General features: G+C 65.4%; 23 protein-coding genes and 1 pseudogene. 20 read left to right on the top strand and 4 right to left on the bottom strand.

Translation table 11 applies throughout. The features are described 5' to 3' along the window. Positions 1–61 precede the first annotated feature (61 nt). Positions 62–1108 carry a LacI family DNA-binding transcriptional regulator gene (locus tag KW83_RS16670; RefSeq protein WP_051928606.1) on the bottom strand — a complete coding sequence of 349 codons (1047 nt, stop codon included), beginning with the start codon at positions 1106–1108 and terminating at the stop codon, positions 62–64. A gap of 150 nt (positions 1109–1258) precedes the next feature. Between KW83_RS16670 and KW83_RS16665 the strand changes: the two genes are divergently transcribed. The 14 genes from KW83_RS16665 (at position 1259) to phnE (KW83_RS16600) (ending at position 13892) form a co-directional block, all read left to right on the top strand. Next, positions 1259–1474, top strand: coding sequence for a hypothetical protein (locus KW83_RS16665; protein WP_036181223.1), 216 nt, complete (start codon positions 1259–1261; stop codon positions 1472–1474). Between the two features lie 11 nt (positions 1475–1485). Beyond that, entirely contained in the window at positions 1486–2631 is a 1146-nt protein-coding gene (locus KW83_RS16660) for a TRAP transporter substrate-binding protein (RefSeq protein WP_036181220.1), read from the top strand. Positions 2632–2751: 120 nt separating this feature from the next. Continuing rightward, positions 2752–3267, top strand: a complete 516-nt coding sequence (locus KW83_RS16655) for a TRAP transporter small permease (protein ID WP_036181215.1) — start codon at positions 2752–2754, stop codon at positions 3265–3267. Between the two features lie 10 nt (positions 3268–3277). Next, positions 3278–4609: a TRAP transporter large permease gene (locus KW83_RS16650; RefSeq protein WP_036181214.1), complete on the top strand. Its 1332-nt coding sequence runs from the start codon at positions 3278–3280 to the stop codon at positions 4607–4609. Positions 4610–4619: 10 nt separating this feature from the next. Next, positions 4620–5927 (top strand): histidinol dehydrogenase, encoded by a 1308-nt coding sequence (hisD, locus tag KW83_RS16645; protein WP_036181213.1) that lies wholly within the window; start codon positions 4620–4622, stop codon positions 5925–5927. After that, positions 5920–6693, top strand: a complete 774-nt coding sequence (locus KW83_RS16640) for an SDR family oxidoreductase (protein WP_036181212.1) — start codon at positions 5920–5922, stop codon at positions 6691–6693. The genes hisD and KW83_RS16640 overlap by 8 nt, the downstream gene beginning before the upstream one ends. Then, positions 6690–7652: an alcohol dehydrogenase catalytic domain-containing protein gene (locus KW83_RS16635; RefSeq protein ID WP_036181211.1), complete on the top strand. Its 963-nt coding sequence runs from the start codon at positions 6690–6692 to the stop codon at positions 7650–7652. The genes KW83_RS16640 and KW83_RS16635 overlap by 4 nt, the downstream gene beginning before the upstream one ends. Positions 7653–7664: 12 nt before the next feature. Next, positions 7665–7955 carry a UxaA family hydrolase gene (locus KW83_RS16630; protein ID WP_036181210.1) on the top strand — a complete coding sequence of 97 codons (291 nt, stop codon included), beginning with the start codon at positions 7665–7667 and terminating at the stop codon, positions 7953–7955. A gap of 12 nt (positions 7956–7967) precedes the next feature. Beyond that, a complete protein-coding gene (locus tag KW83_RS16625) occupies positions 7968–9146 on the top strand; it encodes a UxaA family hydrolase (RefSeq protein ID WP_036181209.1) in 1179 nt (392 codons plus the stop codon). Positions 9147–9275: 129 nt separating this feature from the next. Further along, entirely contained in the window at positions 9276–10301 is a 1026-nt protein-coding gene (locus KW83_RS16620) for a YeiH family protein (RefSeq protein WP_036181208.1), read from the top strand. 181 nt (positions 10302–10482) lie between these two features. Beyond that, a complete protein-coding gene (phnD, locus tag KW83_RS16615) occupies positions 10483–11460 on the top strand; it encodes a phosphate/phosphite/phosphonate ABC transporter substrate-binding protein (protein WP_200879704.1) in 978 nt (325 codons plus the stop codon). Between the two features lie 58 nt (positions 11461–11518). Next, on the top strand, positions 11519–12295 hold the full coding sequence (gene phnC / locus KW83_RS16610) for a phosphonate ABC transporter ATP-binding protein (RefSeq protein WP_036181206.1): 777 nt from the start codon (positions 11519–11521) through the stop codon (positions 12293–12295). After that, positions 12292–13086 (top strand): phosphonate ABC transporter, permease protein PhnE, encoded by a 795-nt coding sequence (phnE, locus tag KW83_RS16605; protein ID WP_036181205.1) that lies wholly within the window; start codon positions 12292–12294, stop codon positions 13084–13086. Before phnC ends, phnE (KW83_RS16605) begins: the two co-directional genes overlap by 4 nt. Then, a complete protein-coding gene (phnE, locus tag KW83_RS16600; protein WP_036181204.1) occupies positions 13083–13892 on the top strand; it encodes a phosphonate ABC transporter, permease protein PhnE in 810 nt (269 codons plus the stop codon). The genes phnE (KW83_RS16605) and phnE (KW83_RS16600) overlap by 4 nt, the downstream gene beginning before the upstream one ends. 75 nt (positions 13893–13967) lie before the next feature. Here the strand turns inward: phnE (KW83_RS16600) and KW83_RS16595 are convergent, their stop codons facing one another. Beyond that, positions 13968–14798, bottom strand: a complete 831-nt coding sequence (locus KW83_RS16595; RefSeq protein WP_051928605.1) for a DUF6635 family protein — start codon at positions 14796–14798, stop codon at positions 13968–13970. A gap of 793 nt (positions 14799–15591) precedes the next feature. On the opposite strand from KW83_RS16595, the pseudogene KW83_RS16590 reads away from it, so the two are divergent. The 4 genes and pseudogenes from KW83_RS16590 to KW83_RS19370 form a co-directional block, all read left to right on the top strand. Beyond that, positions 15592–15920, top strand: a pseudogene (locus KW83_RS16590) (TRAP transporter large permease); the annotation flags it as partial. A 96-nt stretch (positions 15921–16016) separates the two neighbouring features. Then, the gene (locus KW83_RS16585) at positions 16017–17528 is read left to right on the top strand and encodes an AMP-binding protein (protein WP_036181202.1); all 1512 of its coding nucleotides are present in this window, start codon (positions 16017–16019) and stop codon (positions 17526–17528) included. Between the two features lie 251 nt (positions 17529–17779). After that, on the top strand, positions 17780–18208 hold the full coding sequence (locus tag KW83_RS16580; protein ID WP_161785521.1) for a cytochrome P460 family protein: 429 nt from the start codon (positions 17780–17782) through the stop codon (positions 18206–18208). Between the two features lie 5 nt (positions 18209–18213). Continuing rightward, positions 18214–18873: a DUF4405 domain-containing protein gene (locus KW83_RS19370; RefSeq protein ID WP_235191454.1), complete on the top strand. Its 660-nt coding sequence runs from the start codon at positions 18214–18216 to the stop codon at positions 18871–18873. 129 nt (positions 18874–19002) lie between these two features. Here KW83_RS19370 and KW83_RS16570 read toward each other — a convergent pair whose 3' ends face one another. Further along, a complete protein-coding gene (locus KW83_RS16570) occupies positions 19003–20049 on the bottom strand; it encodes an FUSC family protein (protein WP_081904669.1) in 1047 nt (348 codons plus the stop codon). Between the two features lie 351 nt (positions 20050–20400). Between KW83_RS16570 and KW83_RS16565 the strand changes: the two genes are divergently transcribed. Then, positions 20401–20838: a universal stress protein gene (locus tag KW83_RS16565; protein ID WP_036181200.1), complete on the top strand. Its 438-nt coding sequence runs from the start codon at positions 20401–20403 to the stop codon at positions 20836–20838. Between the two features lie 14 nt (positions 20839–20852). After that, positions 20853–22379, top strand: a complete 1527-nt coding sequence (locus KW83_RS16560; RefSeq protein ID WP_036181199.1) for an alanine/glycine:cation symporter family protein — start codon at positions 20853–20855, stop codon at positions 22377–22379. 78 nt (positions 22380–22457) lie between these two features. On the opposite strand, the gene ahcY is transcribed toward KW83_RS16560, so the two are convergent. Beyond that, complete coding sequence (gene ahcY / locus KW83_RS16555) at positions 22458–23849, bottom strand: adenosylhomocysteinase (protein ID WP_036181198.1); 1392 nt, start codon at positions 23847–23849, stop codon at positions 22458–22460. Positions 23850–24078: the final 229 nt, after the last annotated feature.

The raw sequence follows: 24078 nt of genomic DNA, 5'->3' as shown, positions 1-24078 counted from the left end.
CCCTATCCGGCCGGTGACCTTGCCGATGCCTACATTCGGCAAGTTCCGCAGAACGCCGCAATCAAGACGCTCCGGGGGCGCTCAGAGAGTCGCGCATGCGGATGCTGGTATCGAGCCGATAGCTACAGGGCTCTTCAGGTTCGGCGCGCAGGGACAGGAGCATCCGCGCCGCGCGTCGTCCCATCTCTCGGTGAGGAACCCGCACCGTCGTCAACCGCGGATGCGTGATCTTGGCGATTTCGATATCGTCGAAGCCGGTGATCGACAGGTCCCGCGGAACGCTCAGCCCCATCTCTCGCGCCTCCTGCAACGCTCCCGCCGCAAGAACGTCGTTACCGCACATCACGACCGTTGGCGGATCGGCTGCGGAGAGGATCTTCCTCAACCCCGCGCGGCCGTTCTCGTATGAATAGGTCGTTTCGTGAATTGTCAGAGCGGAGTCGTCCAGCCCCGCCTCCCGGAGCACGTCGAGCACCCCAAGCCAGCGGCCACGGGCGCGGTCGTTGCCAATACGCTGGGCCGTGATCAGGCCGAACCTGCGATGACCCAAGGCAAGAACCCGCGCGGCCAGGCCGCGCATCGCGGCGCGGTTGTCGAACCCGACGGACGGCACGGCCCGGTCGGGATCATGTGCCCAGGCGACCAGATGCGGAACGTTCCGGCGGTTCAGGAACTCATGGACCGCCGGTTCGCGGTCGTATCCGATCAGCAGCAGCGCATCGGCGCCGCGCGCGACCAGGGTTCTGACCTGCGCGTTCTCAAGATCGGCCTTGTAGAGCGAACTTGCGACCAGAAGCGTGACCCCCGCCTTGCCGAGCTCTTCCTGGAATGACTGCAGGCCCCGCGCGAAGATCGCGTTGTCAAGCGTCGGCACGATTGCGCCGACGGTGTCGGTCTGCCGAACGGCAAGGGCGCGGGCGCCGAAATTCGGCGCATAGCTCAGCCGATTGACAGCATCCTCAACCCGGGCGCGCGTTGCCTGCTGCACCAGTTGCGGCGCGTTGAGGCACCGGGAGACGGTCGCCGTGGACACGCCGGCGGCCGCGGCCACATCGCTTAGTGTGGCATTGCCCGCTCTGCGGCGGTGCGTATCGCGCTTTCTCGTCACCGATTTTTCCCTTCGCTGCCGCGCCTTACGCCAACGCCGCGCAAAAGTGCAAGGCGACAGATGACGTAGCGTGATGTAAGCGCTTGCAGGACGAAATGTAAGCACTTACAGTGATCTCGAATCGCACACTTTGGGAGGGGGGTAGGCCACGTGTTTCTCATCGCCGCCGCCGCGATCTTTGCCATCTACATCCTCAACGTGCTGGCCGGCGCCCTGTTCGCGTCACCGGTCCTGAGCGACCTGGCAGAAGCGCTCGTGCTTTTCGTGGCGGCCATCGTATTCACGGTGGCGATTCTGAAGCGCGAGGCGGCGGTCGATCCTGACCAACCGGCCACCCGCCTTCCGGCAGAAAAAGACAAACCATGAGGGAGGACACCATGGACACCGAAACGAAGGAGCTGGACCGGGCGGGTCGGCGTAATTTCCTGAAACTCGCGGGCAGCGGCGGCTTTACCGCGGCCATGGTCGCCGGTGCGGCGGGGATGCTGTGGTCGGATGCAGCCGTGGCCCAGACCCAGCAGGAGGAGCGGGAGCGCGAAGCCGCCGCGGAGGTCCAGATGACCATCGCCACAGCCTATGTGCTGGGCGCGTCTCGCAGCTATCCGATCATGCAGCTGGACCTCAAGGAGAACATCCAGAACGCCACCGACGGCAAGGTGTACGTCAAGCTTGCCCCTGGCGGGCAGCTTGGCGCAGGCGGTGCGCTGGTTCAGGCCGTGCAGTCGGGCACGATCCAGGGCGCGCAGCATTCGCTGGCGAATTTCGCGCCCTTCGCCAAGGTGGTGGACCTCATCAATCTGCCGTATTTCTGCGGCTCGAACCAACGCTTCACCAATCTGGTATCGTCGGACACCTGGAAGTCCGAGGTAAATCCCAAGGTCGAGGCCTCGGGCTTCAAGCCGCTCTTCTACGTTGTCATCGACCCCCGGGTCGTCGCCGTGCGACGGGGCGGCAACGCGGTGATGACGCCGGGCGATCTGGCGGGTGTGAAGTTCCGCGTTCCAGGATCGGAGATGCTGCAGCAATACTACCGCATGGTCGGCGCGAATCCGACGCCGGTGGCATGGGGTGAGACTCCGTCGGCGATCAAGCAGGGCGTGGCCGATGCGCTCGACCCGGCGGTGGGCGCGCTCTACGTCTTCGGGTTCGGGGACATCCTCAGCCACGTGACCTTTACCCAGGCGGTGCCGGACAGTCAGGTCTATTCGCTCAACCTGGAATGGTTCAACGGCCTGCCTGCCGACGTGCAGGAGGGGATCGAATTCGCCGGTGAGATGACCATGCACCAGAACCTCGCCAAGGTACCGTCCGCGCGCGCCTATGCCATGGCGGAGCTTCGCAAGGCCGGGGTCGAGTTCCATACGCTCGACGACGCCCAGATGGCCGAATGGACGGAGGCAGGCGGCTATCAGCGGTCCGAGTGGGACGCCTACAAGACCGACCTGGCCGGCTCGATGGAGGCCTTCGCCAAGTTAGAGGAAGCCGCCGACACCATGGGCCGGTTTTACGTGAACGACGCCTGACCGGAGCCGCGCGGGGCGGCCTTTCGCGGCCCCGCACGACCCTTGAGACCACGATCCATTCGCCAGCCCTGCCGGGGCCCGCACGAACGCCAACCGTGTCCGGGGGAGAGAGAGGATTCCATGTCGCGGCTGATCACCTTGCTGAATGCGAACGCCGAGCGCTGGCTGCTGCTGGTCTTCTACGTGATGCTCGTCGCCACGATGTTCATCGAGGTGCTAAGGCGCGAGCTTCTGTCCTATTCCTCGATCTGGGGCGAGGAAGTCGTCCGCTACTCCTTCATCTACCTTGCCTGGATCGGTGCCGCAGCGGCGGTCAAGGAACGCGGCCATATCCGCATAGATGTGCTGATGCAGTACGTGGGACCGCGGGCGAAGGCGGCCCTCTATATCTTCGGCGATCTGGTGATGCTCGCCGTGGCGCTGGTGGCCTTCTACTGGTCGCTCGAAACGGTACTGGTCTCGGCCAGGTTCGGGTCTGTCACCCATGGCCTTCGGATCAGCCAGGTCTGGTTCCTCGCCGCCGTGCCCATCGGTTTCGGGCTGGTGATGCTGCGCCTCGTCCAATCGCTGATCCGCGATGTCGCCGACCTTCGTCACGGGCGCCCCGTGTACGAAGGCGACAAACTCTTCGACTGAGGGTCGGGCCATGCTGTTCAACCAACTACAGGCCCAGACCGTCGAACTCGGCTGGGACTTCTACGGCCCGGTGCTGCTCTTCGTGGGTCTCATCGCCCTGGCCGTCCCGGTCTGGGCGGCGATCGGCGCCGCGGCCATCGCTATGCTGGTCATCTCTGGCGCGCTGCCGCTCAGCCTGGTGGGAGAGAGCCTGTTCCAGGGCATCGACGCCTTCGCGCTGACGGCCGTGCCGCTCTTCATCCTGACCGGCGACGTGCTGGTGCGAACGGGCCTGTCGCGCAAGTTCCTGGACGTCGCCGAGGCCCTGACCTGCTGGACCAAGGGCGGCTTCGGCTCGGCCACTGTGCTGGTCTGCGGGATGTTCGCGGCAATCTCCGGCTCGGATGCGGCGGGAGCGGCCGCGGTGGGCCGCATGACCATCGCCCGACTGGTCGAGAGCGGCTATCCCAGACCCTATGCCTGCGCGCTGGTGGCTGCCGGTGCCTGTACCGGCATCCTGATCCCGCCGTCGATCGCCTACATCATCATCGGCCTGGTGCTGGGCATCTCGGCATCGACCCTGTTCCTGGCCGCGGTGATCCCCGGCATCGCCATCCTGGTGTCGATCCTGGTCACCAACCTGATCATGAACCGTCTCTATGCCTGGGAGGGCGGCGCGCCGATGACCTTCGGCGAATGGGGAAGCCAGCTGGGCCGGGCGCTGAAATCCGGCTGGTACGCCTTCATCGTGCCCGGCATCATCTTCTACGGCATCTTCTCGGGGCGGCTGACACCGACAGAGGCCGGCGCCACGGCGGTGGTCGTGACCATCGTCATGGGCTTCATCCTGGGCACGCTGCGGTTCTCGGACTTTCCGGCAATGCTGGTTAATTCGGCCAAGGTAAACGGGATCATCCTGCCGATCATCGCCTTCTCCCTGCCGCTGGCGCAGGCGCTGGCGATCCTGGGCGTGCCCCAGGGGTTCGTCAGCGCCGCGACGACGGTCAGCGAACAGCCCTGGGTGCTGATCCTGATGATGATCCTGATCCTCATCGCCGCCGGCTGCGTGATGGAGACGACACCAAATATCGTCATCCTGGCGCCGATCCTGAAGCCGCTGGCGGATGACATCGGCATGAACGAGATCCAGTTCAGCATCATGATGATCACCGCACTCGGCGTAGGGTTCATCACACCGCCCCTGGGCCTCAACCTGTTCGTGGTGGCTGGGCTGACCCGGGAATCGATCCTGAAGATCGCCTACCGGGCGATGCCGTTCGTGTTCTTCATGCTGCTGGTCACGCTGATGATCGCCTATGTGCCGATGATCTCGACCGCCTTACTTCCCGACATCTACCAATAGGACGCTGACCATGGCACGAGAGTATCTCAAGAAAGCGACCCTGACGTCGGCCAGCGACGCGGGCGAGACCCAGGCCATCGTCAAGGACATCCTGGACGCCATCGAAACCGGGCGCGAGGATACGGCGCGCGCATACGCCGCCAAGTTCGACCGCTACGACGGCAACGTGCTGCTGACCCGCGAGGAGATCGACGCCGCCACGGCCCGCGTGCCCGAACGGCTCAAGGACGACATCCGCTTCGCCCATGACAACGTGCGCCGCTTTGCCGCGGCGCAACTGGCCACCGTTTCCGATTTCGAGACAGAGGTCCTGCCGGGCCTGATCGCGGGGCAAAAGGCGATCCCCGTGGACGCGGCGGGCTGCTACGTGCCCGGCGGGCGCTACAGTCACGTGGCCAGCGCGGTGATGACCGTGACCACCGCGAAGGTCGCGGGCTGCCGCACCATTACTGCGTGCTCGCCGCCGCGCCCCGGCATCGGCATCGCGCCCGCCATCGTCTATGCTGCCGATCTCTGCGGCGCGCATCACATCCTGGCCATGGGCGGCGTGCAGGGCGTGGCCGCGATGACCTTCGGCCTCTTCGGCCTGCCGCCCGCAAATATCCTGGTCGGTCCCGGCAACCAGTTCGTGGCAGAGGCCAAGCGCATCCTCTTCGGGCGCGTCGGCATCGACATGTTCGCCGGTCCCACCGACAGCCTGATCCTGGCCGACCGGACCGCCGACCCCGAGATCGTGGCGGCCGATCTGGTAGGCCAGGCCGAGCATGGATACAACTCTCCGGTCTGGCTCATCACCGACGACCGCGCCCTGGCCGGGCGGGTGATGGAGCTGGTCCCCGCCCTCATCGACGATCTGCCCCAGACCAATGCCGACAACGCCCGCAAGGCATGGCGCGACTACGCCGAAGTCATCGTCTGCGCCGACCGCGAGGAGATGGCGGAAGCTTCGGACAGCTACGCCCCCGAACACCTGACCGTGCAGGCCGAGGATCTGGACTGGTGGCTTGGCCGGCTGGCCTGCTACGGCTCTCTCTTTCTGGGAGAGGAAACGACCGTTGCCTTCGGGGACAAGGCGTCCGGCACCAACCATGTGCTGCCGACCTCGGGGGCCGCGCGCTACACGGGCGGGCTGTCGGTCCACAAATACATGAAGATCGTCACCTGGCAACGCGCCACCCGCGATGGTGCGAAGCCCGTGGCGGAGGCCACCGCCCGGATATCCCGGCTCGAAGGCATGGAGGGCCACGCCCGCACCGCCGACATCCGGTTGGCGAAATACTTCCCCGGCGAGAATTTCGACCTGACCGCGCATGAGTGACACCCCCGACATATCGACCGACCTGTTCGACCTGACCGGGCGCGTCGCCTGCGTCACAGGCGCGAGCGCGGGGCTGGGACGGCGCGCGGCCGGCGTCCTGGCCGCGGCCGGCGCGTCGGTGGTGGGCGTGGCCCGCCGGGCCGATGCGCTGACCGACTGGCGGAAGGAGACCCCCGGACCGACGGCCGCCGTCGCCGCCGATGTGGCCGACCGCGATGGGCTGGCCGATCTGGCCGCCGCGGTCTCGGATCCGTTCGGGGCGCCCGATATCGTCGTTCATGCCGCCGGGCTGAACACCCGCGAAATCGCCGATGCGGTGACGCCAGCGGGCTGGGACGCGACGATTGCCCTGAACCTGACCGCGCCCTTCTTCCTTTCCCAGGCGCTCGCCCCTGCCATGGCCGAAAAGGGCTGGGGCCGGATCGTGCTCTTCGCCTCGCTGCAATCCTACCGCGCCTTTCCCGGCGGCGTGGCCTATGGCGCGTCCAAGGGTGGCATCGCCCAGCTGACCCGCGCCCTGGCCGAAGCCTGGTCGCCCCGCGGCATCGGCGTCAACGCCATCGGTCCGGGCTTCTTCCGGACGGAACTGACGGCGGCGGTCTTCGCGGACCCCGAGCGCGCCGCCGACAACGCCCGGCGGACCTGTGTCGGCCGCAACGGCGCGCCGCACGATCTCGACGGGCCGCTGCTGTTTCTCAGCGCGCCCGCGTCCGACTACGTCACCGGACAAGTCCTTATGGTCGACGGGGGGTTCACGGTGAAATGAAAGCACTGGTCTATACCGCGCCGGAGACACTGGTCCTGCGCGATGTTTCCGATCCGCTGCCCGCGATGGGAGAGGAGCTGGTTCGCGTCGAAAGCGTGGGCATCTGCGGCTCTGACATGCACGCCTATCTCGGACACGACGCGCGCCGGACGGCGCCGCTGATCCTGGGACATGAGGTGGCTGGGGTCGCCGCCGGCGCCCGCGTTACCGTCAATCCGCTGGTAACCTGCGGGGCCTGCCCGGCCTGCATCGCGGGCCGCGACAATCTGTGCCCCGACCGGCAGATCATCTCCATGGCCCCGCGCGAGGGGGGCTTCGCCGAGGCCGTGGCGCTGCCGGCCGGGAACCTCGTGGCGCTGCCGCCGCACATGACCGCCGACCAGGGGGCGCTCTGCGAACCCCTGGCCTGCGGCTGGCACGCGGTACGCCTGGCCCGGGCCCATGTACCTGACGCCGACTGCGCGCTGGTCATCGGCGGCGGGGCGATCGGGCTGGGCGCGGCGCTTGTGCTGAAGGCGGCCGGCCTGACGGCCCTCCGCCTGGTAGAGCCCAGCGCCGACCGCCGCGCCTATATCCGCGACACCTGCGGACTCGACGCCGTGGCCCCGGAAACCGTCGCGGCCGAAAGCTTCGATATCGCAATCGACGGCGTCGGGATCGCGGCGACCCGCGCGCAGGCCTCTGCCCTCACCCGCCCCGGGGGCGCAATCGCGCATATCGGCCTGGGCAGTGGCGACGGCGGGCTGGATATACGGCGGCTGACGCTGCAGGAGATCGCCTTCATCGGCAGCTATACCTATACCGCCGACGATTTCCGCGCCACGGCGCAGGCGATGTTCGACGGCCGGCTTGGCCTGCTCGACTGGATCGAAACCCGCCCGCTTGCCGAAGGTGCGCGCGCCTTCGCGGACATTCGCGCCGGCCGGGTGTCCGCACCGAAAATCGTACTCAAACCCTGACAGGAGACCCCAATGGCCGAAATACCCCATCTTCTTGTGCATGAGGACGCCGACAACGTCGGTGTCGTGGTGGTCGAGGGTCTGACCGCCGGCACCGACATGCTGTGCTGCGTCACCCACGACAACTCGACCTTCCGCCTGACCGCCAATGCCGACGTTCCCATCGGCCACAAGATCGCGCTCAGGGACCTCAAGACCGGGGACACCGCCGTAAAATACGGCGAGGACATCGGCAAGGTGATCGCGGACGTGGCCAAGGGCGCACATGTCCACACCCACAACGTCAAGACGAAGCGCTGGTAAGGAACCCCGAACATGACAAGCTATTCCAACATGACCGTGCGCGCCTACAAGCGTGAGAACGGCAGGGTCGGCGTGCGCAACCACGTCCTGATCCTGCCCGTGGACGACATCTCGAACGCCGCCTGCGAGGCCGTGGCCAACAACGTCAAGGGCACGCTCGCCATCCCCCATGCCTATGGCCGGTTGCAGTTCGGTGAGGATCTCGACGTCCATTTCCGCACCATCATCGGCACCGGCGCCAACCCCAACGTCGCCGCCGTGGTGGTGATCGGGATCGAGCCGGGCTGGACCAGGCGCATCGCCGACGGCATTCGCGAGACCGGTAAGCCGGTTGCCGAATTCTCCATCGAGCAGAAGGGTGATTTCGAGACGATCCGCGCCGCAAGCTGGAAGGCCAAGGAATTCGTCCACATCGCCACCGAGCAGCAGCGCGAGGAATGCTCGATCTCTGACCTCTGGGTGTCCACCAAGTGCGGCGAGAGCGACACGACCACCGGGCTCGGCTCCTGTCCCACGGTCGGCAACATGTACGACAAGCTCCTGCCAGAGGGCATCACCGGCTTCTTCGGAGAGACGTCGGAGATCACCGGCGCCGAGCACATCTGCCAGAAGCGCGCCATCAATGCAGAGGTCGGCGAACGCTGGTACAAGATGTGGAAGGCCTACCAGGACGACGTGATCTTCGCCCACCAGACCGACGACCTGTCCGACAGCCAGCCCACCAAGGGCAATATCGAGGGCGGTCTGACCACGATCGAGGAAAAGGCGCTGGGCAATCTGGAAAAGATCGGCCGCACGTCGCAGTTCATCGACATCCTGGAACCGGCGCAGGCGCCGGGCACGGGCAACGGTCTCTACTTCATGGACAGCTCCTCGGCGGCGGCCGAGTGCGTGACGCTGATGGCCGCTGGGGGGGCCGTGATCCACACCTTCCCCACCGGTCAGGGCAACGTGGTGGGCAACCCGATCGTGCCGGTCATCAAGATCACTGCCAATCCGCGCACCGTACGCACCATGGCCGAACATGTGGATCTGGACGTGTCCGGCATCCTGCGGCGCGAGCAGACCATAGACGAGGCCGGAGACGCGCTGATCGAGATGATCCTGCGCACGGCAAACGGGCGCAGCACAGCGGCGGAAGCGCTGGGGCACCGGGAGTTCTCGATGACCAAGCTATATCGCAGCGCCTGACCGGAACCGGAGCGGCCCCACCGCCGCTTCGCACGCGCACGTCGGCGCGCCGACGCGTCCGCGCGCCGCCCATTCGGCCGCGCGCGCCGCGACCTCACCGCCCGCCCGACCGCACCAGGAGTCCTGCCCGTGACCCTCAATGACGTCCTGCCGGGGACGCGCGCGCTCCTGCCCGGACTCCTCGTCGCGCTGCTGATCGCGCTTTCCAGCCAATTCATCTCGAACCAGTACGGCGCGCCGTCGATGCTGCTGGCATTGCTTTTCGGCATCGCGCTGAATTTCCTGTCGGCCGAGCCACGCACCGGACCGGGCATCGCCTGGGCATCGCGGACCCTGCTGCGCATCGGAGTGGCGCTGCTTGGTCTGCGCATCACGCTGGAGCTGGTGACCGACCTGGGGGCGGCCGTGATCGCCATGGTGATCGCCGGCGTGGTGGCGACCATCGGCTTCGGTCTTGCCGTCAGCCGGTCCTTCGGCTTCCGGCACCGGTTCGCCTTCCTGTCGTCCGGGGCCGTGGCGATCTGCGGCGCCTCCGCCGCGCTGGCCATTGCCGCAATCCTGCCCCAGGATGAGCGGTCGGAGGACCGGTTGGTCTTCACCGTCGTGGGTGTGACCGTCTTGTCGACCCTGGCCATGATCCTCTATCCGGTCATGCTGGGATGGCTCGAACTGGACGACCGGGCCGCCGGGATCTTCATCGGCGCGACGGTACACGACGTGGCGCAAGTGGTCGGCGCCGGCTATTCGATCTCGGTCGAGGCGGGAGACACAGCGACGTTCGTGAAGCTTTTGCGCGTGATCCTGCTGGCTCCGGTGGTGATGATCGCCACCGTCGTCATCCGCAGTTCCGCGTCCCGCGCCGACATTTCGGACGTCCGCCCGCCCCTGGTGCCGGTCTTCGTCATCGGCTTCGTCTGCCTGGCGGTCCTGTCGGCCCTGGGACTGATCCCGGCACCGGTCGTGGATCTGGGCGATACCCTGTCGCGCTGGTTCCTGCTGACCGCCATCGCAGCGGTCGGGCTGAAAACCGTGCCTGGCGACGTACTGAAAGTCGGCATGGGCGCCGCATTGCTGCTGTTGGCCGAGACCGTGTTTCTGGCCGTCTTCGTCGCCGCGGCGCTCGGCGTCGCGATCCGCGCATCCCTGATCCTTTAGGCGGCCGCTCGCCGTATCTTCGGGCGGGGCAGGTGGCGACAGGGCCGCAACGGCGGTGCCGGGAAAGTCTTTCCGGCAATCGAACGTCTGATGTTGCACGTGACCTGGTTCGGTGTTGTCATCGTCGCAACTGTGGCGCTTTGACGGCCGCAGGCGAACGATCCACTGGGAGGAGGACATGATGCTCAGGACTTTGACACGCGCGACGGCGCTGCTGCTGGCGGCGATCGCCCTGACGGCCGGCGCGGCGTTCGCGCAGGAAGAGACGGCGGCGCTCGACAGCCAGTACAGCGATGCCGACGGGGACCTCGTCGCCGACGCGCCGGAAGACGAGAGCGCGCTGCGCGATCCCGATACCCTGGTCTTCGCCTATACGCCGGTTGAGGATCCGGCGATCTATGAGGACATCTGGACACCGTTCATCAGCCACCTTGAGGAGGTGACCGGGAAGGACGTCCAGTTCTTCGCCGTGCAGTCCAATTCCGCCGAGGTCGAGGCGATGCGCTCCGGCCGCCTGCATATCGCGGGCTTCTCCACCGGTCCGACGCCGTTCGCCGTGAACCTCGCCGGCGCGGTGCCATTCGCGATCATGGGGGCAGACGACGGCCAGTTCGGCTATAAGCTGCAGGTCTATACCCAGGCAGACAGCGCCATTCAGGAGGTGGCCGACCTGGCGGGCAAGCGGGTGGCCCATACATCGCCCACGTCGAATTCCGGCAATCAGGCGCCCCGCGCGCTGTTCCCCGATCTGGGCGTCGTACCGGGTGAAGACTACGAAGTGACCTATTCGGGCAGCCACGACCAGTCGATGCTGGGTGTCGTTGCGGGCGACTACGACGCCGCGCCGGTGGCCTCGGAGGTGGTGGACCGCATGGCCGAGCGCGGTCTCTACGATCCCGGCGACGTGCGCATGATCTGGGAGAGCGAGCCGTTTCCGACGACCTCCTACGCCTATGCCCACGACCTGACGCCTGAGCTGAAGGAAAAGATTGAAGAGGCGTTCTTCAGCTTCGATTTCGAGGGCACGGCGCTGGGAGAGGAGTTCACCGGCGTCAGCAAGTTCATCCCGATCACCTACAAGGACCAGTGGAAGGTGATCCGCCAGATCCAGAAGGCCAACGGGGTCGAATACACGCCCCAGGGCCTGGCGGCAGAGTGATCCGCCAGAACCACGGGGCCGGCGCCGCGCGGGGCCGGCCCCATCGGAGAGCGAGCGGATGCTGACGATAACCGATCTGGTCAAGCGCTACGGCGGCGGAGATCCGGTCCTGAAAAACCTTGACCTGACCATCGAAGGCGAAAGCGTGGTGGCGATCATCGGGTCCTCCGGAGCCGGAAAATCGACGCTTCTGCGCTGCATCAACCGGCTGGTGGAGCCGACGTCGGGCAGCGTCGTGCTGAACGGCACGGAGCTGACCAAGCTGCGCGGCGCCAAGCTGCGCTCGGCCCGGCGCAAGATCGGCATGGTGTTCCAGGGCTTCAATCTGGTGGATCGCCTGACCGTGATGGAGAACGTCCAGTCCGGACGGCTGGGCTATATCTCGACCTGGGCCGCGATCATGCGCCGCTATCCCAAAGAGGACATCCGCCGCGCCTATCAATTGATGGAGCGCGTGGGCATCGCCCATTACGCCGACACCCGCGCCGACCAGCTTTCCGGCGGCGAGCGTCAGCGGGTCGGCGTGGTGCGCGCGCTGATGCAGGATCCCGACATTCTGCTGGCCGATGAACCGACCGCATCCCTTGATCCCAAGACCTCAGAGCAGATCATGGGCCTTCTGCGCGATCTGGCGGGAGAGTTGAAGCTGCCGGTCCTCATCAACATCCACAACGTGACCGAGGCAAAGGAATACACCGACCGGATCGTCGGTATGCGCTACGGGCGGATCATTTTCGACGACCTGCCGGGCAAGCTCGATCAGGAAGAAATGGACCGGATCTATTCGGGCAGCCCCCATGCCGACCGAAGCGGCGATTTGCAGGAGGCGTCATGAGCGACCATCCCGAAACCTGGAGCCGGCCGCCTTTCATCGCCAACCCCTGGTTGCGCTGGGCCGTCTATCTCGGGGTTCTGGCCTATGTCGTCTGGGTTCTGGCGACGATTCCGGTCGACTGGGCGCGGGTGGTCGAAGGCGTGGAGCGGGCGGGCCGGATATTCGGCGGGGCCATCCCGCCCAGCTTCGAACGCAGCGGCCTTTTGATCGACGGCTTTCTGGAAAGCATCAAGATCGCCGTACTCGCGACCGCCGGCGGGGTAGCCCTGTCGATCCCCATCGCCTTCATGGCCGCGCGCAACGTGGCCCCGATGCCGGTCTTCTACCTGGGTCGGGCCATCATCATCGTCGCGCGCAGCTTCCACCCCGTGATCGTGGCGATCATCTTCGTCAAGGCGGTGGGCTTCGGCCCGTTCGCGGGCGTGCTGACGCTGGTGGTCTATTCCGTCGGTTTCGTCGCCAAGATGCTGGCCGAACGCATCGAAGAGATCGACTTCGGTCAGGTCGAGGCCTTGCGCGCCGCTGGCGCCCCGTATTTCTCGACGCTGTTCTACGCGATCTTTCCGCAGATCATGCCGCGCCAGATCGGATTGACGATCTACCAGCTCGACTCGAACCTGCGCGCCTCTGCCGTGGTGGGAATCGTCGGGGCTGGCGGCATCGGCGCGACACTGGCCAACGCCTTCGGCCGCTACGACTACGATTTCGCCCTGGCCATCACCATCGTCATCGTCGCTGTCATCCTCGTCTCCGAAGGTGTCAGCGGCTACATCCGGAAGCGTCTGGCATGACCAGCATCGCCGAACAGTTCGGGCGTGAGGACTGGTCCCGCCATACGCCGAAACAGAAGGCCCGCCGCTTCGCCATCTTCGCCGTCTGCGCCGCCGTTATCGCCTGGGCGCTGACGTCGATCGAGGTCGTCTGGGCCTGGGTCTGGGATTCGCCCACGCAGATGGGCGATCTCTTCGGCCGAATGTATCCCCCCGACGTGTCCAACCTGGGCGCGATCCTGCGGATCCTGCTGGAGACGGTGAACATCGCCACCATCGCCACCGCCATCGCTGTCCTCATGTCGTTGCCGGTGGCCTATATTGCCGCGCAGAACACCACGCCGAACCGTGCGACGCTGTGGCTGGGGCGGCTGATCCTGGTCACATCCAGGTCGGTCAACACGATCATCTGGGCGCTGCTCTTCGTCGCCATCTTCGGACCGGGCGTGCTGGCGGGGATCGTGGCGATCATGTTCCGGTCCATCGGATTTATCGGGAAGCTGCTGGGCGAGGCCATCGAAGAGATCGACAAGCGCCCGGTCGAGGCGCTGGAGGCCACCGGCGCATCGCGCTTTCAGGTCATCGCCTACGCCATCGTGCCGCAGGTCATGCCGACCTTCTGGGCAGTGTCGATCCTGCGCTGGGACATCAACCTGCGCGAATCGACGGTTCTGGGTCTTGTCGGCGCCGGGGGGATCGGGATCATCCTGCAGGGTGCGATCGACACGTTCAACTGGCCCGAGGCGGCAACCGTCCTGATCGCGATCCTCGCGCTCGTGATCGTCGGAGAGATCGTCTCGGCCTTTCTGAGGCGCCGTATATTGTAGCCGGCCGGGAACCGCGAACCGCATCCGAGCCATTGCCCGGGGCGGCAGCGGTGGTTCGGCATGTCCCGACAGATCCTACGGGCGGAATACCCTGACAAGGCTTACACCGGCATCGGCCAGGTCCGCGAGCCGCGCCAGGATGTGTTCCGGCGCCAGGCGGGGCGACGCGCCCTCGGCCAGGGCGATGCGCTCCAGAAGGCGCATCAGCCGGCGCTGGTGAATGCCTAGCCTGGCCTGGATGGGATCGGCGACGATGCCGGCGAAGGTGGTTAGGACGGACGCGGCCATGGCCAGCGCCACGCCCGTCGCCATCACGAACCAGAGCGGCTGCGTCACGGGAAAGGTGCCGTACCAGACCTTTCCCAGCCTTGCCCCCAACGGGAAGTTCTCTACCGCGGAAGAATAGACCACATACCCCGAGACATTGGGGGCAAGAGAGACGATACCGGGCGTCGCGGACCCGAAAAGGGCAATTCCGGCCGCAAGCACGACCAGAGTCGTCGTGATCTCCGAGACGGCGGAGCGGACGCCGGCATAGTCCTCGATCAGCTTGCGGATCTTCGGATCGAGCTCCGCACCCTGAAGCAGATCCAACCTGATGCGTTCGGTAACCGCCCTGGAAACCGAAGTTGGCAGCAGAACCCGCCGCGCCCCCAGCCACGCCGCCGGACGGCGCAGGCCCACGGACCGGAAAAGAAGCGCTGCCAGCTTGGTCAGCAGGAAGACCGGCGCAAGGGCGACGTTGACCGGCGCGCGTAGAAGATCCCAGCCCAATGCCGCGCCATGCAGTTTCAGGGTTCCGGCAAGACGAAAATGCCGCCCCACGAAGTCATCGACCTTGGCGCGCAGGGTGCGGCGGGCATCGGGGACCAAAACCGCCGGATCCATGTTGCGGAATGCAGCCAAGCCGGCCTCCGGGTTCTTGGGCGGTCCAAGGGGCAGACGTCACCACCCGCCACGCGAATGCGCCGTCTGCTGTCGTCCGCGCTACCGTTCGCCTGGTCCCGTGTCGGAAAGGGCAGGTCCCAAACGCGCAAAGGGCTCCGCACGAACCACCGCGCGTTGAATATTGCAGCGCAAGCAGAATAGCAAGGCAGGAGCGGCGTGCTCCGGGGCCGCCTTGGATGCGCACCTTTCGACTGTACCCGAGCGGTCTCGAACGCGTCGAAACCCGAATGGCGCGGCTTTCAGGGCGCGTCGGCGGTTCGCATCGGCGATGCCCGCGCGCACCGCCGGAGTACGGCATCCGGACTGATGACCGCAGCGTGGCGATCCGCATGAACCCAAGCTTCGGCTGCGGCCGTGCTGTCGAAGAAGGAGACCGGCACTGCGGTCTCGAACATGGACGACGGCATGGCTGAGGTCGCAGTCACCGGATATAGCCTCTACGCACATGTAGAGGCAGCGAAATGACAATCGCGGCGGAAGCCATGTTCTTCTGAACCGGTGGCGCGGATACTCTCGGGCAAGCACTACGCCGTCCTGGCCATCCCGATGCATGGGGCGCGTCCATGAGGGCGGGTGCGGATCTCCATGACGCGCCAGGTCATCGCTGACGCGCGCCCCGGCGGCTGATCGTATCGACTCTGCTGGCCTGCGTACCTTCCCGCCATGTCGAAATCCGCGCCTGCGAGCTGCGCCGCACTCCTGACACCACCGATTGCATATGGAGTGAGAAATTCCAGGCCCTGAAACTTTCGGCGTGCGCTACGCGATGTATGGCGGCATCGCCACACCGTCCAAAACGGTGGCGGCCGGCGCGTTGCTGGGCCCGCCGATCGCCAGGGCGATCTACCGACACCGGTCGCCGGTCGGGATCTGGACAGTGCTGCGCAATTTCACCCGCGGGTCGGTGCTGATCGTGTTCGCATTGGCGCCGCCGGTGTCTTTCCATACATGCTGGCGTCGCTCCTTGTCGCCCGATACGGCTGCCGATCATCCTGTTGGCCGGATCCGAACTGGTTTGCCGTCATCCTGACGATCAACGTGCAGATCGGTCTGATCTCACCGCCGGTGGGGCTCCGACTTTCAGCCCGGGCCGACGGGGGTGTCTTTCGGCAACCTTTTGATCAGCAAGGCGTCCCGGACCTTGCAATCCCAGGCGCAGATTGCGGAAGATCGGCCATGAGCAATCCGCTTCACGACTATCTCTTTGCCCCCCATGAGGAGCGCACGGAGACCTTGCTGCACCTGCCCGGCGGTGACGTTCTTACCCATGCCGACTTTGCCGCGCGGGCGGCGAAGATGGCCGGTGCCCTGACCGATCACGGATTGCGCCCCGGCGACCGCCTTGCCTGCCAGATCCGAAAATCGGCGGATGCCCTGGCGCTCTATGCGGCCTCGGTACGGGCCGGTCTGGTGCTGGTGCCCCTCAACACGGCCTATACGGCGGCGGAGATCGCCTATTTCGTCAGCGACGCGCAGGCTGCGATGCTGATCTGCGACCCCGGCGATACCGAAGCGCTGGCCCCCGTCGCCGCCGCTGCGGATACCCGGCTGATGACCCTGGGTCCGGACGGATCCGGCGCCCTGGCAGAGGCCACCAGTTCGGCTGAACCGATAGCGCCGGTGGCACGCGCTGGGACCGACCTGGCCGCGTTTCTCTACACGTCGGGAACGACCGGACGCTCCAAGGGCGCCATGCTGAGCCAGGACAACCTGCTCTCCAATGCGCGGGCGCTGACCGATGCCTGGCGGTTCACCGCAGACGACGTGCTGATCCACGCGCTGCCGATCTTCCATACGCACGGTCTGTTCGTGGCGGTGAACATCACTCTGGCCGGCGGCGGGGCGATGATCTGGCTTCCGACCTTCCGGGCGGACACCGTGCTGGCGGCGATGCCGCTTGCGACAACCATGATGGGCGTGCCGACCTTCTACACGCGGCTTCTTGCCGAACCCGGCCTGACGCGGAACGCTACGGCGCATATGCGGCTCTTCGTGTCGGGCTCTGCGCCCATGCTGCCTGAGACGCACCGCCAATGGACCGACAGGACCGGATTTCGCATCCTGGAACGTTACGGCATGACAGAGACCAACATGATCGCGTCCAACCCCTATGATGGCGACAGGCGTCCGGGAACCGTCGGCCTGCCGCTTCCGGGGGTCGATCTGCGCATCTGTCAACCCGGAACGGCCGATCCGGTCCGAGAAGGAGAGACCGGAATGATCGAGGTCCGGGGACCGAACGTGTTCCGCGGATACTGGCGGATGCCTGAGAAGACGGCCGCAGAACTGCGCAAGGACGGCTGGTTCGTCACCGGCGATCTGGGGCGGCGGGACGCAGATGGCTATCTGTCCATCGTCGGGCGGGAAAAGGACCTGGTGATCTCGGGCGGGTTCAACATCTATCCTCAGGAAGTGGAAGAGGTGCTGAACGGGCTGCCGGGCGTCCTGGAGTCAGCGGTCGTCGGCGTCCCGCATGCAGATATGGGAGAGGGGCTCGTCGCGGTCGTCGTTCCGGACGGCGATACGCCCCCGGACCTGTCCGCCCTGCGCGATGCCGCGGCGGAACGGCTTGCCCGATTCAAGCAACCGCGGGTCTACGTCATCGCCGCGGAACTGCCCCGAAACACGATGGGCAAGGTCCAGAAGGCGGAATTGCGCAAGCGACATGCGAATGCCTTCTCGTCGTGATCGGCCGACGGCAGGGTCAACACGACGACGACCCAGCGGCGGGAGGGAGCAATGCGACATGATCCGAAGTCCGATGAAGGCGAATAGACAAGTGAACTGACCCGTTCGAACGATGGCTCTATCCGAATTGGCCCGCACCTATCGAAGCCAAGCCCTATAGTGTGGTTCTGTCGCAGTTTTGGTGTGTGTTGCGTGATGCGCCTAGATCCTCCATCTTCCTGGCATTCATGACCTCCTGCGCGCAAATCCTCGTGGCGACGGTCCTGAGCCTTGCGTGTCTGCCGGCCGTGGCCGAACCGAACCAGATCAGATTTCCGGATCTCTCGACCCTGGAGCCGTACCTCTCGATTGATCGCGGTCCCGTGATCGAGACGGCTCTGACCACGCGGGAGGCGATCGAGGCCGTCCAGAGCGGCCTGCCCATCCCCGACGGAACCCCCGTCGTACTGTCGTTCCGCAAGAACGGAACGCTGAGGCGCTACTTCGTGATGGAGAAAAGCGCAGAACAGACGCAGGACATTCCCGAAGAGCTGCGGGCAGGCGACTGGCGGTTCCAGTGGTTCCAGGCCGACGGCACCGTCAACACCGAAGCGGACCTTGCCACCTGCAGCGCCTGCCACCGCCAGCGGCGCGGCCGCGACTACCTCTACACGTTCCACGAGCTTCGAGAGGCCGAGTGATCGGCATGTTCAAGCCGTTCCGCCTTTTGCTGGATTGCGGCGCCGCGCTCTGCCTTCTGCTGGCGATGGCGTATTTCTGGCAGGGCAACATCGCGCATGAACTCTTCGGCACGGCCTTCGCGCTGGTGCTTATCTGGCACAATATCAACAACAGGGCCTGGTACAGATGGTTCGCGCGGGGCCGGCACGACCTGCGGCGCGTGGTCGGCGTGGTCCTCAACATCGCCCTTCTGCTCCTTGTCCTGACGCTTCTGGCAACAGGCCTGTCGATTTCGCGCGGGCTCTATGCCGACCTCCCTCTTCCCGGCAGGTTCGCCCTGCGAGAGCTGCACTGGTTCGTTGCTTGGTGGACCGTCGTGATCGCCGGCGCGCATGTCGGATTGCACTGGCCGCGGGTCCGCACCATCGCCTCCCTCAAGGCGAGCCGCCTTCTATGGATCCCGGGCGCGTTTTTGCTGATGGCCGGTCTGCAGGGCACGCTCGCTCTCGGACTGCCGGACTTTCTGACATTCCGCTATGGCGGGGACTTCTTGCAGATGGCGGCAGATCCGGCGGCATTCTTCCGGCGCCTTCTGGCGATGATCCTCGGCGCGGCTGTCGCCGTCCACGGACTTCTCGTGGCGGTCGAGATCAGCCGCGGCCGGCTTGAAAAACGCCATCCGTAGGTCCGCGTTACCTGGTTGGCCGGATCAGCCGGGGCCGATGGCACCGCCGCCGGACAGCGTCTCCGCAGTCGGCAGAAAGATGCGTCGGGCAAGCGGCCGACGCGTGTCCATTGCGCCGGAGCCCGGCCGTCACCCAGCACGGCTGGCCGAGGCGCGGCTGTCCCGGCGCCGCTGACCCGACACAGGCGGGTCCTCAACCCCGGTTTCCTGCAATGCCTCCAGCGCCCCGGGCCTGACCAGTCGCAGGATCCCACCGCCCAACAGGCCCAGCGCCGCCGTCATGCCGGCCGCCGCCGCCATGGTGCCGATCCTCTCCAACGCCAGACGATCCACGGAAGAGACGAGTGCAAGCACTTCCAGAACGGCGACGGTCACGAGGGCGGTGAAGACCGTGTAGTTGCGCGGCAACATCCGAAAGCCGAGCGCCAGGCTGATACCGCCGAGCGCCACCATGATCCAAGTCTGATCCGTCACGGCTGCGGCCAACAGCGCCAGGGCCGTGCCGATCACCGTCCCCACGCTGCGCTTCACGGTCCGGGAGAAGAGCTGCCCATGCGGCGGCAGCACCAGGATCACGAAGGTCAGCGGGAACCAGAACCCGTGCTCGCCGAAATAGCGGTTTCCGACCCAGACCGACACGGTCAGACCGATGGCCAGTGCTGCGCCGAAAACCATCGCATAGGGCTCACTCTCGCGGTCTTCCGCACCGCTGGAACACACCTCACCGAACAGCCAGACAACCGCGATCGCCCAAGCCATCGCCAGAAGAAAGACCAGGAACATGAGCGGCATCTGTCCGGTCCCAAGGATCGGCGACGTGAAGATCGGCCAGGTCAGCAAGCCCCGGATCGCCGGCTTGGCCAATCCGAAAGAGCCGCAGATCCCGACCATCGCGCCCAAAAGCGGGGCGACGATCAACGCCATGTCCGGCTGGCCGAGGCTGAGGAGTCCGGCCATCCCCATCACCAGCGTGACCAAGGTCGAAACCTTCAGTCCGCCATCCATTGCGGCAAGGCAAGCCGGCATGGCCGCCACGAACGCGATGGTGCCCGGCCGCCCCAGCACGCTGACCGCCACGACCGCCGGGACGACCATGGCCAGGATCATCATTCCGACCTTGCGCCAAGGCATCGGTGTGTCGCTCTCGAAGGACAGTCGTTTCAAAGTGGCAAGCATGCGCGGGATATAGCCCGCTGATCGGCGGGACGAGGGCGCCGCAAGGCTTGGTTCACCGCGCGCTCGGTCATGGCCTGTCTCTCGTGACTCATCCGGCGCGCAGAGTCACATGCGGGCAGGTTTTGTGCATGTCCACCAGGTCGAACCGGACTTTCGCAATCCCCCCGGGCCTGCACGAAGTTCCGCAAGGGCACTCCCTGGCGCCTGCCCCCTCGCTGCGTGACGGCGTTTGAGCGTCGGCCAGCGGCGCGCTGCCCTGTTAACCATGCTTGACCGATGCCCGCCGGGACGCCAGCGTGAAAAGACAAGCATGTCACAAACCTGTGACACTACCGGAAAGGAACAGGGATAATGGGACAGGAGACCTTCGTCGTCGCTTATGACGACGACACGAGCGATACCGCCGTGCTGGATTGCGCCATCGCACGCGCGTCCAAAGCCGGCGCAAAGCTCGTCATCATCCACGTGCTCGAATGGTCGCAATACAGCTTTCTGTCGAATGAAGAGCTGGCCGAACGCCACAAGCGCCGCACGGAAGAGCTGAGCCGCGCCGAAAGCCACGTGATCACGCCGGCGCTCGAACGCGCGAAAGCAGCCGGAGTCGAAGCCACGGGCATCGTCAAGCACGGTTCGGTCGCGGATCTTGTGGTCAAGGCAGCTGCGGCGGAAAAGGCCGAATTCATCTTTGTCGGGCGCTCGGGCAGCGGCGAAGCGCGAGCCAGGATCTTCGGATCCGTCCCCTTGGCCATCGCCCAGATCGCGACCGTTCCCACCGTCATCGTTCCCTGAGCCGGAGAGATTTCATGAGACTTCTACTGACCCTGTTCCTTCTGGCACTCGCCCATCCGGCGGCCGCCCAGGGGATCGACGAAACCATCAACAACATTTTCGCCGATTACACCGGCTGGTACGTCGGCCTGATCTTCGCGAACCTGCCGGGAACGAATTTCTCCTGGATCGCCCTCTGGCTGGTGGTGGGCGCGGTCGTCTTCACCGTCTATTTCGGCGCGATCCAGTTCTCGGGCTTCATGCATTCGATCCGGCTGGTCAAGGGCGACTACTCCGACCCCAACGACGCGGGCGAGGTCAGCCATTTCCAGGCCCTGGCCACAGCGCTTTCCGGCACCGTGGGTCTGGGCAACATCGCAGGCGTCGCGGTGGCCGTCGGCATCGGCGGCCCTGGCGCCACGTTCTGGATGGTCGTCGCGGGCCTCTTCGGAATGGCGACGAAATTCACCGAATGCTCTCTGGGCGTGAAATACCGCAACGAATACCCGGACGGCAGCGTGTCGGGCGGCCCGATGTACTACATGACGAAAGGCTTCCAGGAACGCGGCCTGCCGGGCGGCAAGCTGTTCGCCATCGTCTTCAGCGTCTTTACGATTCTGGGCGCGCTCGGCGGCGGCAACATGTTCCAGGCCAACCAGGCCCATGCGCAGCTTTCGGGCGTGTTGGGCGGCTATCCGGGCTGGATCACCGGGGTAATCCTGGCCGGGGTCGTCTTTATCGTGATCGTGGGCGGGATCAGGTCGATCGCGCGGGTGACCGAGAAGGTCGTGCCGTTCATGGGCATCTTCTACGTCCTCGTGTCGCTGGCTATCCTGTTCAAGAACTACGACGAGATCTTCTGGGCATTCGGTCAGATCTTCGAGGGAGCCTTCACCGGACTCGGTGTCGCAGGCGGCTTTACCGGCGCGTTGATCCAGGGGTTCCGGCGCGCGGCCTTCTCGAACGAAGCAGGGATCGGTTCGGCGGCAATCGCGCACTCGGCCGTCCGCACCAAGGAGCCGGTGACAGAAGGCTACGTCGCCCTGCTGGAGCCGTTCATCGACACGGTGGTGATCTGCACGATGACCGCGCTCGTTATCGTTATCACCGGCGTTTTGAACCAGGATCCTGAGACCGGCCTGTATATCTGGAACGCAGAGGCAGGGCGCATCGCGACCGACGCCGGCGTGCAGGGTGTCGAGCTCACGTCCGCGGCCTATGCGGCATCGTTTTCATGGTTCCCGCCGCTCCTTGCCATTTCGGTGGTGCTCTTTGCCTTCTCGACGATGCTGTCGTGGAGCTACTACGGCATGAAGGCGACCACTTACCTTTTTGGTGAGGGAAAGGTGCAGGAGTTCACATTCAAGACGATTTTCTGCCTCTTCATCGTGATCGGTTCGGCTGCAAGCCTCGGTCCCGTCATCGACTTCTCGGATGCCATGCTCTTTTCCATGGCGATCGTGAACATCATCGCGCTTTACCTGCTGATGCCGATCGTGAAGCGGGAACTCACCAGCTATCAGCGTCGACTGCGCTCGGGCGAGATCAAGAAGTACGAGTGAGGCGCGGCGCGGACGTCCATAGAAAATCCGTGCCCTTCGAACATCGGAAAAGGGCCCCGCGGGGCCCTTTCCTTCTTCTCAGTAGCGGTAGTGTTCGGGCTTGAACGGGCCGTCCGGCGTCACGCCGATATAGGCCGCCTGTTCGGGGTCGAGCTTGGTCAGTCGCGCGCCGACCTTCTCCAGGTGCAGGGCCGCGACCTTCTCGTCCAGATGCTTGGGCAGGATGTAGACATCGTTGCCGTACTCACCGCCATTCTTCCACAGCTCGATCTGGGCCAGGACCTGGTTGGTAAAGGACGCCGACATCACGAAGGACGGATGTCCCGTCGCGTTGCCCAGGTTCAAGAGCCGCCCCTGGGACAGCAGGATGATCCGATTGCCCGAAGGCATCTCGATCATGTCCACCTGGTCCTTGATATTGGTCCACTTGTGGTTCTTCAGACTTGCGACCTGTATCTCATTGTCGAAATGGCCGATGTTGCCGACGATCGCCATGTCCTTCATCTCGCGCATATGTTCGATGCGGATGACATCGCGGTTGCCCGTGGTGGTGATGAAGATGTCGGCGCTGGCGACGACATCTTCCAGCAGCACGACCTCGAATCCGTCCATGGCGGCCTGGAGCGCACAGATCGGATCGACTTCCGTCACCTTGACCCGCGCGCCGGCGCCGCGCAGCGATGCGGCAGAGCCCTTGCCCACGTCGCCGTAGCCGCAGACCAGCGCGACCTTGCCGGCCATCATCGTATCGGTGGCACGCCGGATCCCGTCCACCAGCGACTCCTTGCAGCCGTACTTGTTGTCGAACTTGGACTTGGTGACGCTGTCGTTGACGTTGATCGCGGGAAAAGGCAGCTGACCCTTTTTCTTCAGCTCGTACAGGCGGTGGACGCCCGTCGTGGTCTCTTCCGACACGCCCTTGATCGCATCGCGGGTCTTGGTGAACCAGCCGGGGGTCTCTTCCATCCGCTTGCGGATCTGGGCGAAGACCGCCTCTTCTTCCTCGGACTGAGGCACCTCGATCAGGTCGGTCTCGCCGGCCTCGACGCGGGCCCCCAGAAGAACGTAGAGTGTCGCATCGCCCCCGTCGTCGAGGATCATGTTCGCGCCGTCGGCGAACTGGAACGACCTGTCCAAATAATCCCAGTGCTCCACGAGCGTCTGACCCTTCACCGCGAACACCGGCACGCCGCTTTCGGCGATGGCCGCCGCGGCATGGTCCTGGGTCGAGAAGATGTTGCACGACGCCCAGCGCACATCGGCACCCAGGGCGGTCAGCGTCTCGATCAGGACGGCGGTCTGAATGGTCATGTGGAGGCTGCCCACGATGCGCGCACCCGCCAGCGGCCTGGTTGCGCCAAACTCACTGCGCAACGCCATGAGGCCCGGCATTTCCGTCTCTGCGATGTCCAACTCCTTGCGCCCGTAGGCCGCAAGCGCGATATCCTTGACGACGTAGTCCTTGGCCATTGTCCGTCTCTCCGCTAGCGTATGCAAATGCGCTCGCGACGTAGCAGCGCATGGACCGGCAGGCAACGAGGATCGGCGCCCCGCTGCAAACGCATCGGCGGCAGGACGACGGAGCTGAACGGATGGGCGGGAACGCAGATCCCAACGAGGCATTGCGGATCGCACGACAAGGCGGCGAGCGCGGCCACCTGGTCCGCTTGCAGTCCCCTGGCGATCCCGGTGCCGGTGC

The organism is Palleronia rufa (assembly GCF_000743715.1).
Classification (GTDB): Bacteria; Pseudomonadota; Alphaproteobacteria; order Rhodobacterales; family Rhodobacteraceae; genus Palleronia; species Palleronia rufa.
This window is presented reverse-complemented; position numbering and strand designations above follow the sequence as displayed.

Bases quoted from the DNA above. Each gene is read 5' to 3' on its own strand.
- KW83_RS16625 (WP_036181209.1), top strand. From the start codon at position 7,968: ATGACAAGCTATTCCAACATGACCGTGCGCGCCTACAAGCGTGAGAAC.
- phnD (WP_200879704.1), top strand. From the start codon at position 10,483: ATGCTCAGGACTTTGACACGCGCGACGGCGCTGCTGCTGGCGGCGATC.
- KW83_RS16630 (WP_036181210.1), top strand. From the start codon at position 7,665: ATGGCCGAAATACCCCATCTTCTTGTGCATGAGGACGCCGACAACGTC.
- KW83_RS16660 (WP_036181220.1), top strand. From the start codon at position 1,486: ATGGACACCGAAACGAAGGAGCTGGACCGGGCGGGTCGGCGTAATTTC.
- KW83_RS16565 (WP_036181200.1), top strand. From the start codon at position 20,401: ATGGGACAGGAGACCTTCGTCGTCGCTTATGACGACGACACGAGCGAT.
- KW83_RS16635 (WP_036181211.1), top strand. From the start codon at position 6,690: ATGAAAGCACTGGTCTATACCGCGCCGGAGACACTGGTCCTGCGCGAT.
- KW83_RS16585 (WP_036181202.1), top strand. From the start codon at position 16,017: ATGAGCAATCCGCTTCACGACTATCTCTTTGCCCCCCATGAGGAGCGC.
- KW83_RS16560 (WP_036181199.1), top strand. From the start codon at position 20,853: ATGAGACTTCTACTGACCCTGTTCCTTCTGGCACTCGCCCATCCGGCG.
- KW83_RS16655 (WP_036181215.1), top strand. From the start codon at position 2,752: ATGTCGCGGCTGATCACCTTGCTGAATGCGAACGCCGAGCGCTGGCTG.
- KW83_RS16640 (WP_036181212.1), top strand. From the start codon at position 5,920: ATGAGTGACACCCCCGACATATCGACCGACCTGTTCGACCTGACCGGG.
- phnC (WP_036181206.1), top strand. From the start codon at position 11,519: ATGCTGACGATAACCGATCTGGTCAAGCGCTACGGCGGCGGAGATCCG.
- KW83_RS16570 (WP_081904669.1), bottom strand. From the start codon at position 20,049: ATGCTTGCCACTTTGAAACGACTGTCCTTCGAGAGCGACACACCGATG.
- ahcY (WP_036181198.1), bottom strand. From the start codon at position 23,849: ATGGCCAAGGACTACGTCGTCAAGGATATCGCGCTTGCGGCCTACGGG.
- hisD (WP_036181213.1), top strand. From the start codon at position 4,620: ATGGCACGAGAGTATCTCAAGAAAGCGACCCTGACGTCGGCCAGCGAC.
- KW83_RS16650 (WP_036181214.1), top strand. From the start codon at position 3,278: ATGCTGTTCAACCAACTACAGGCCCAGACCGTCGAACTCGGCTGGGAC.
- phnE (WP_036181204.1), top strand. From the start codon at position 13,083: ATGACCAGCATCGCCGAACAGTTCGGGCGTGAGGACTGGTCCCGCCAT.
- KW83_RS19370 (WP_235191454.1), top strand. From the start codon at position 18,214: ATGTTCAAGCCGTTCCGCCTTTTGCTGGATTGCGGCGCCGCGCTCTGC.
- phnE (WP_036181205.1), top strand. From the start codon at position 12,292: ATGAGCGACCATCCCGAAACCTGGAGCCGGCCGCCTTTCATCGCCAAC.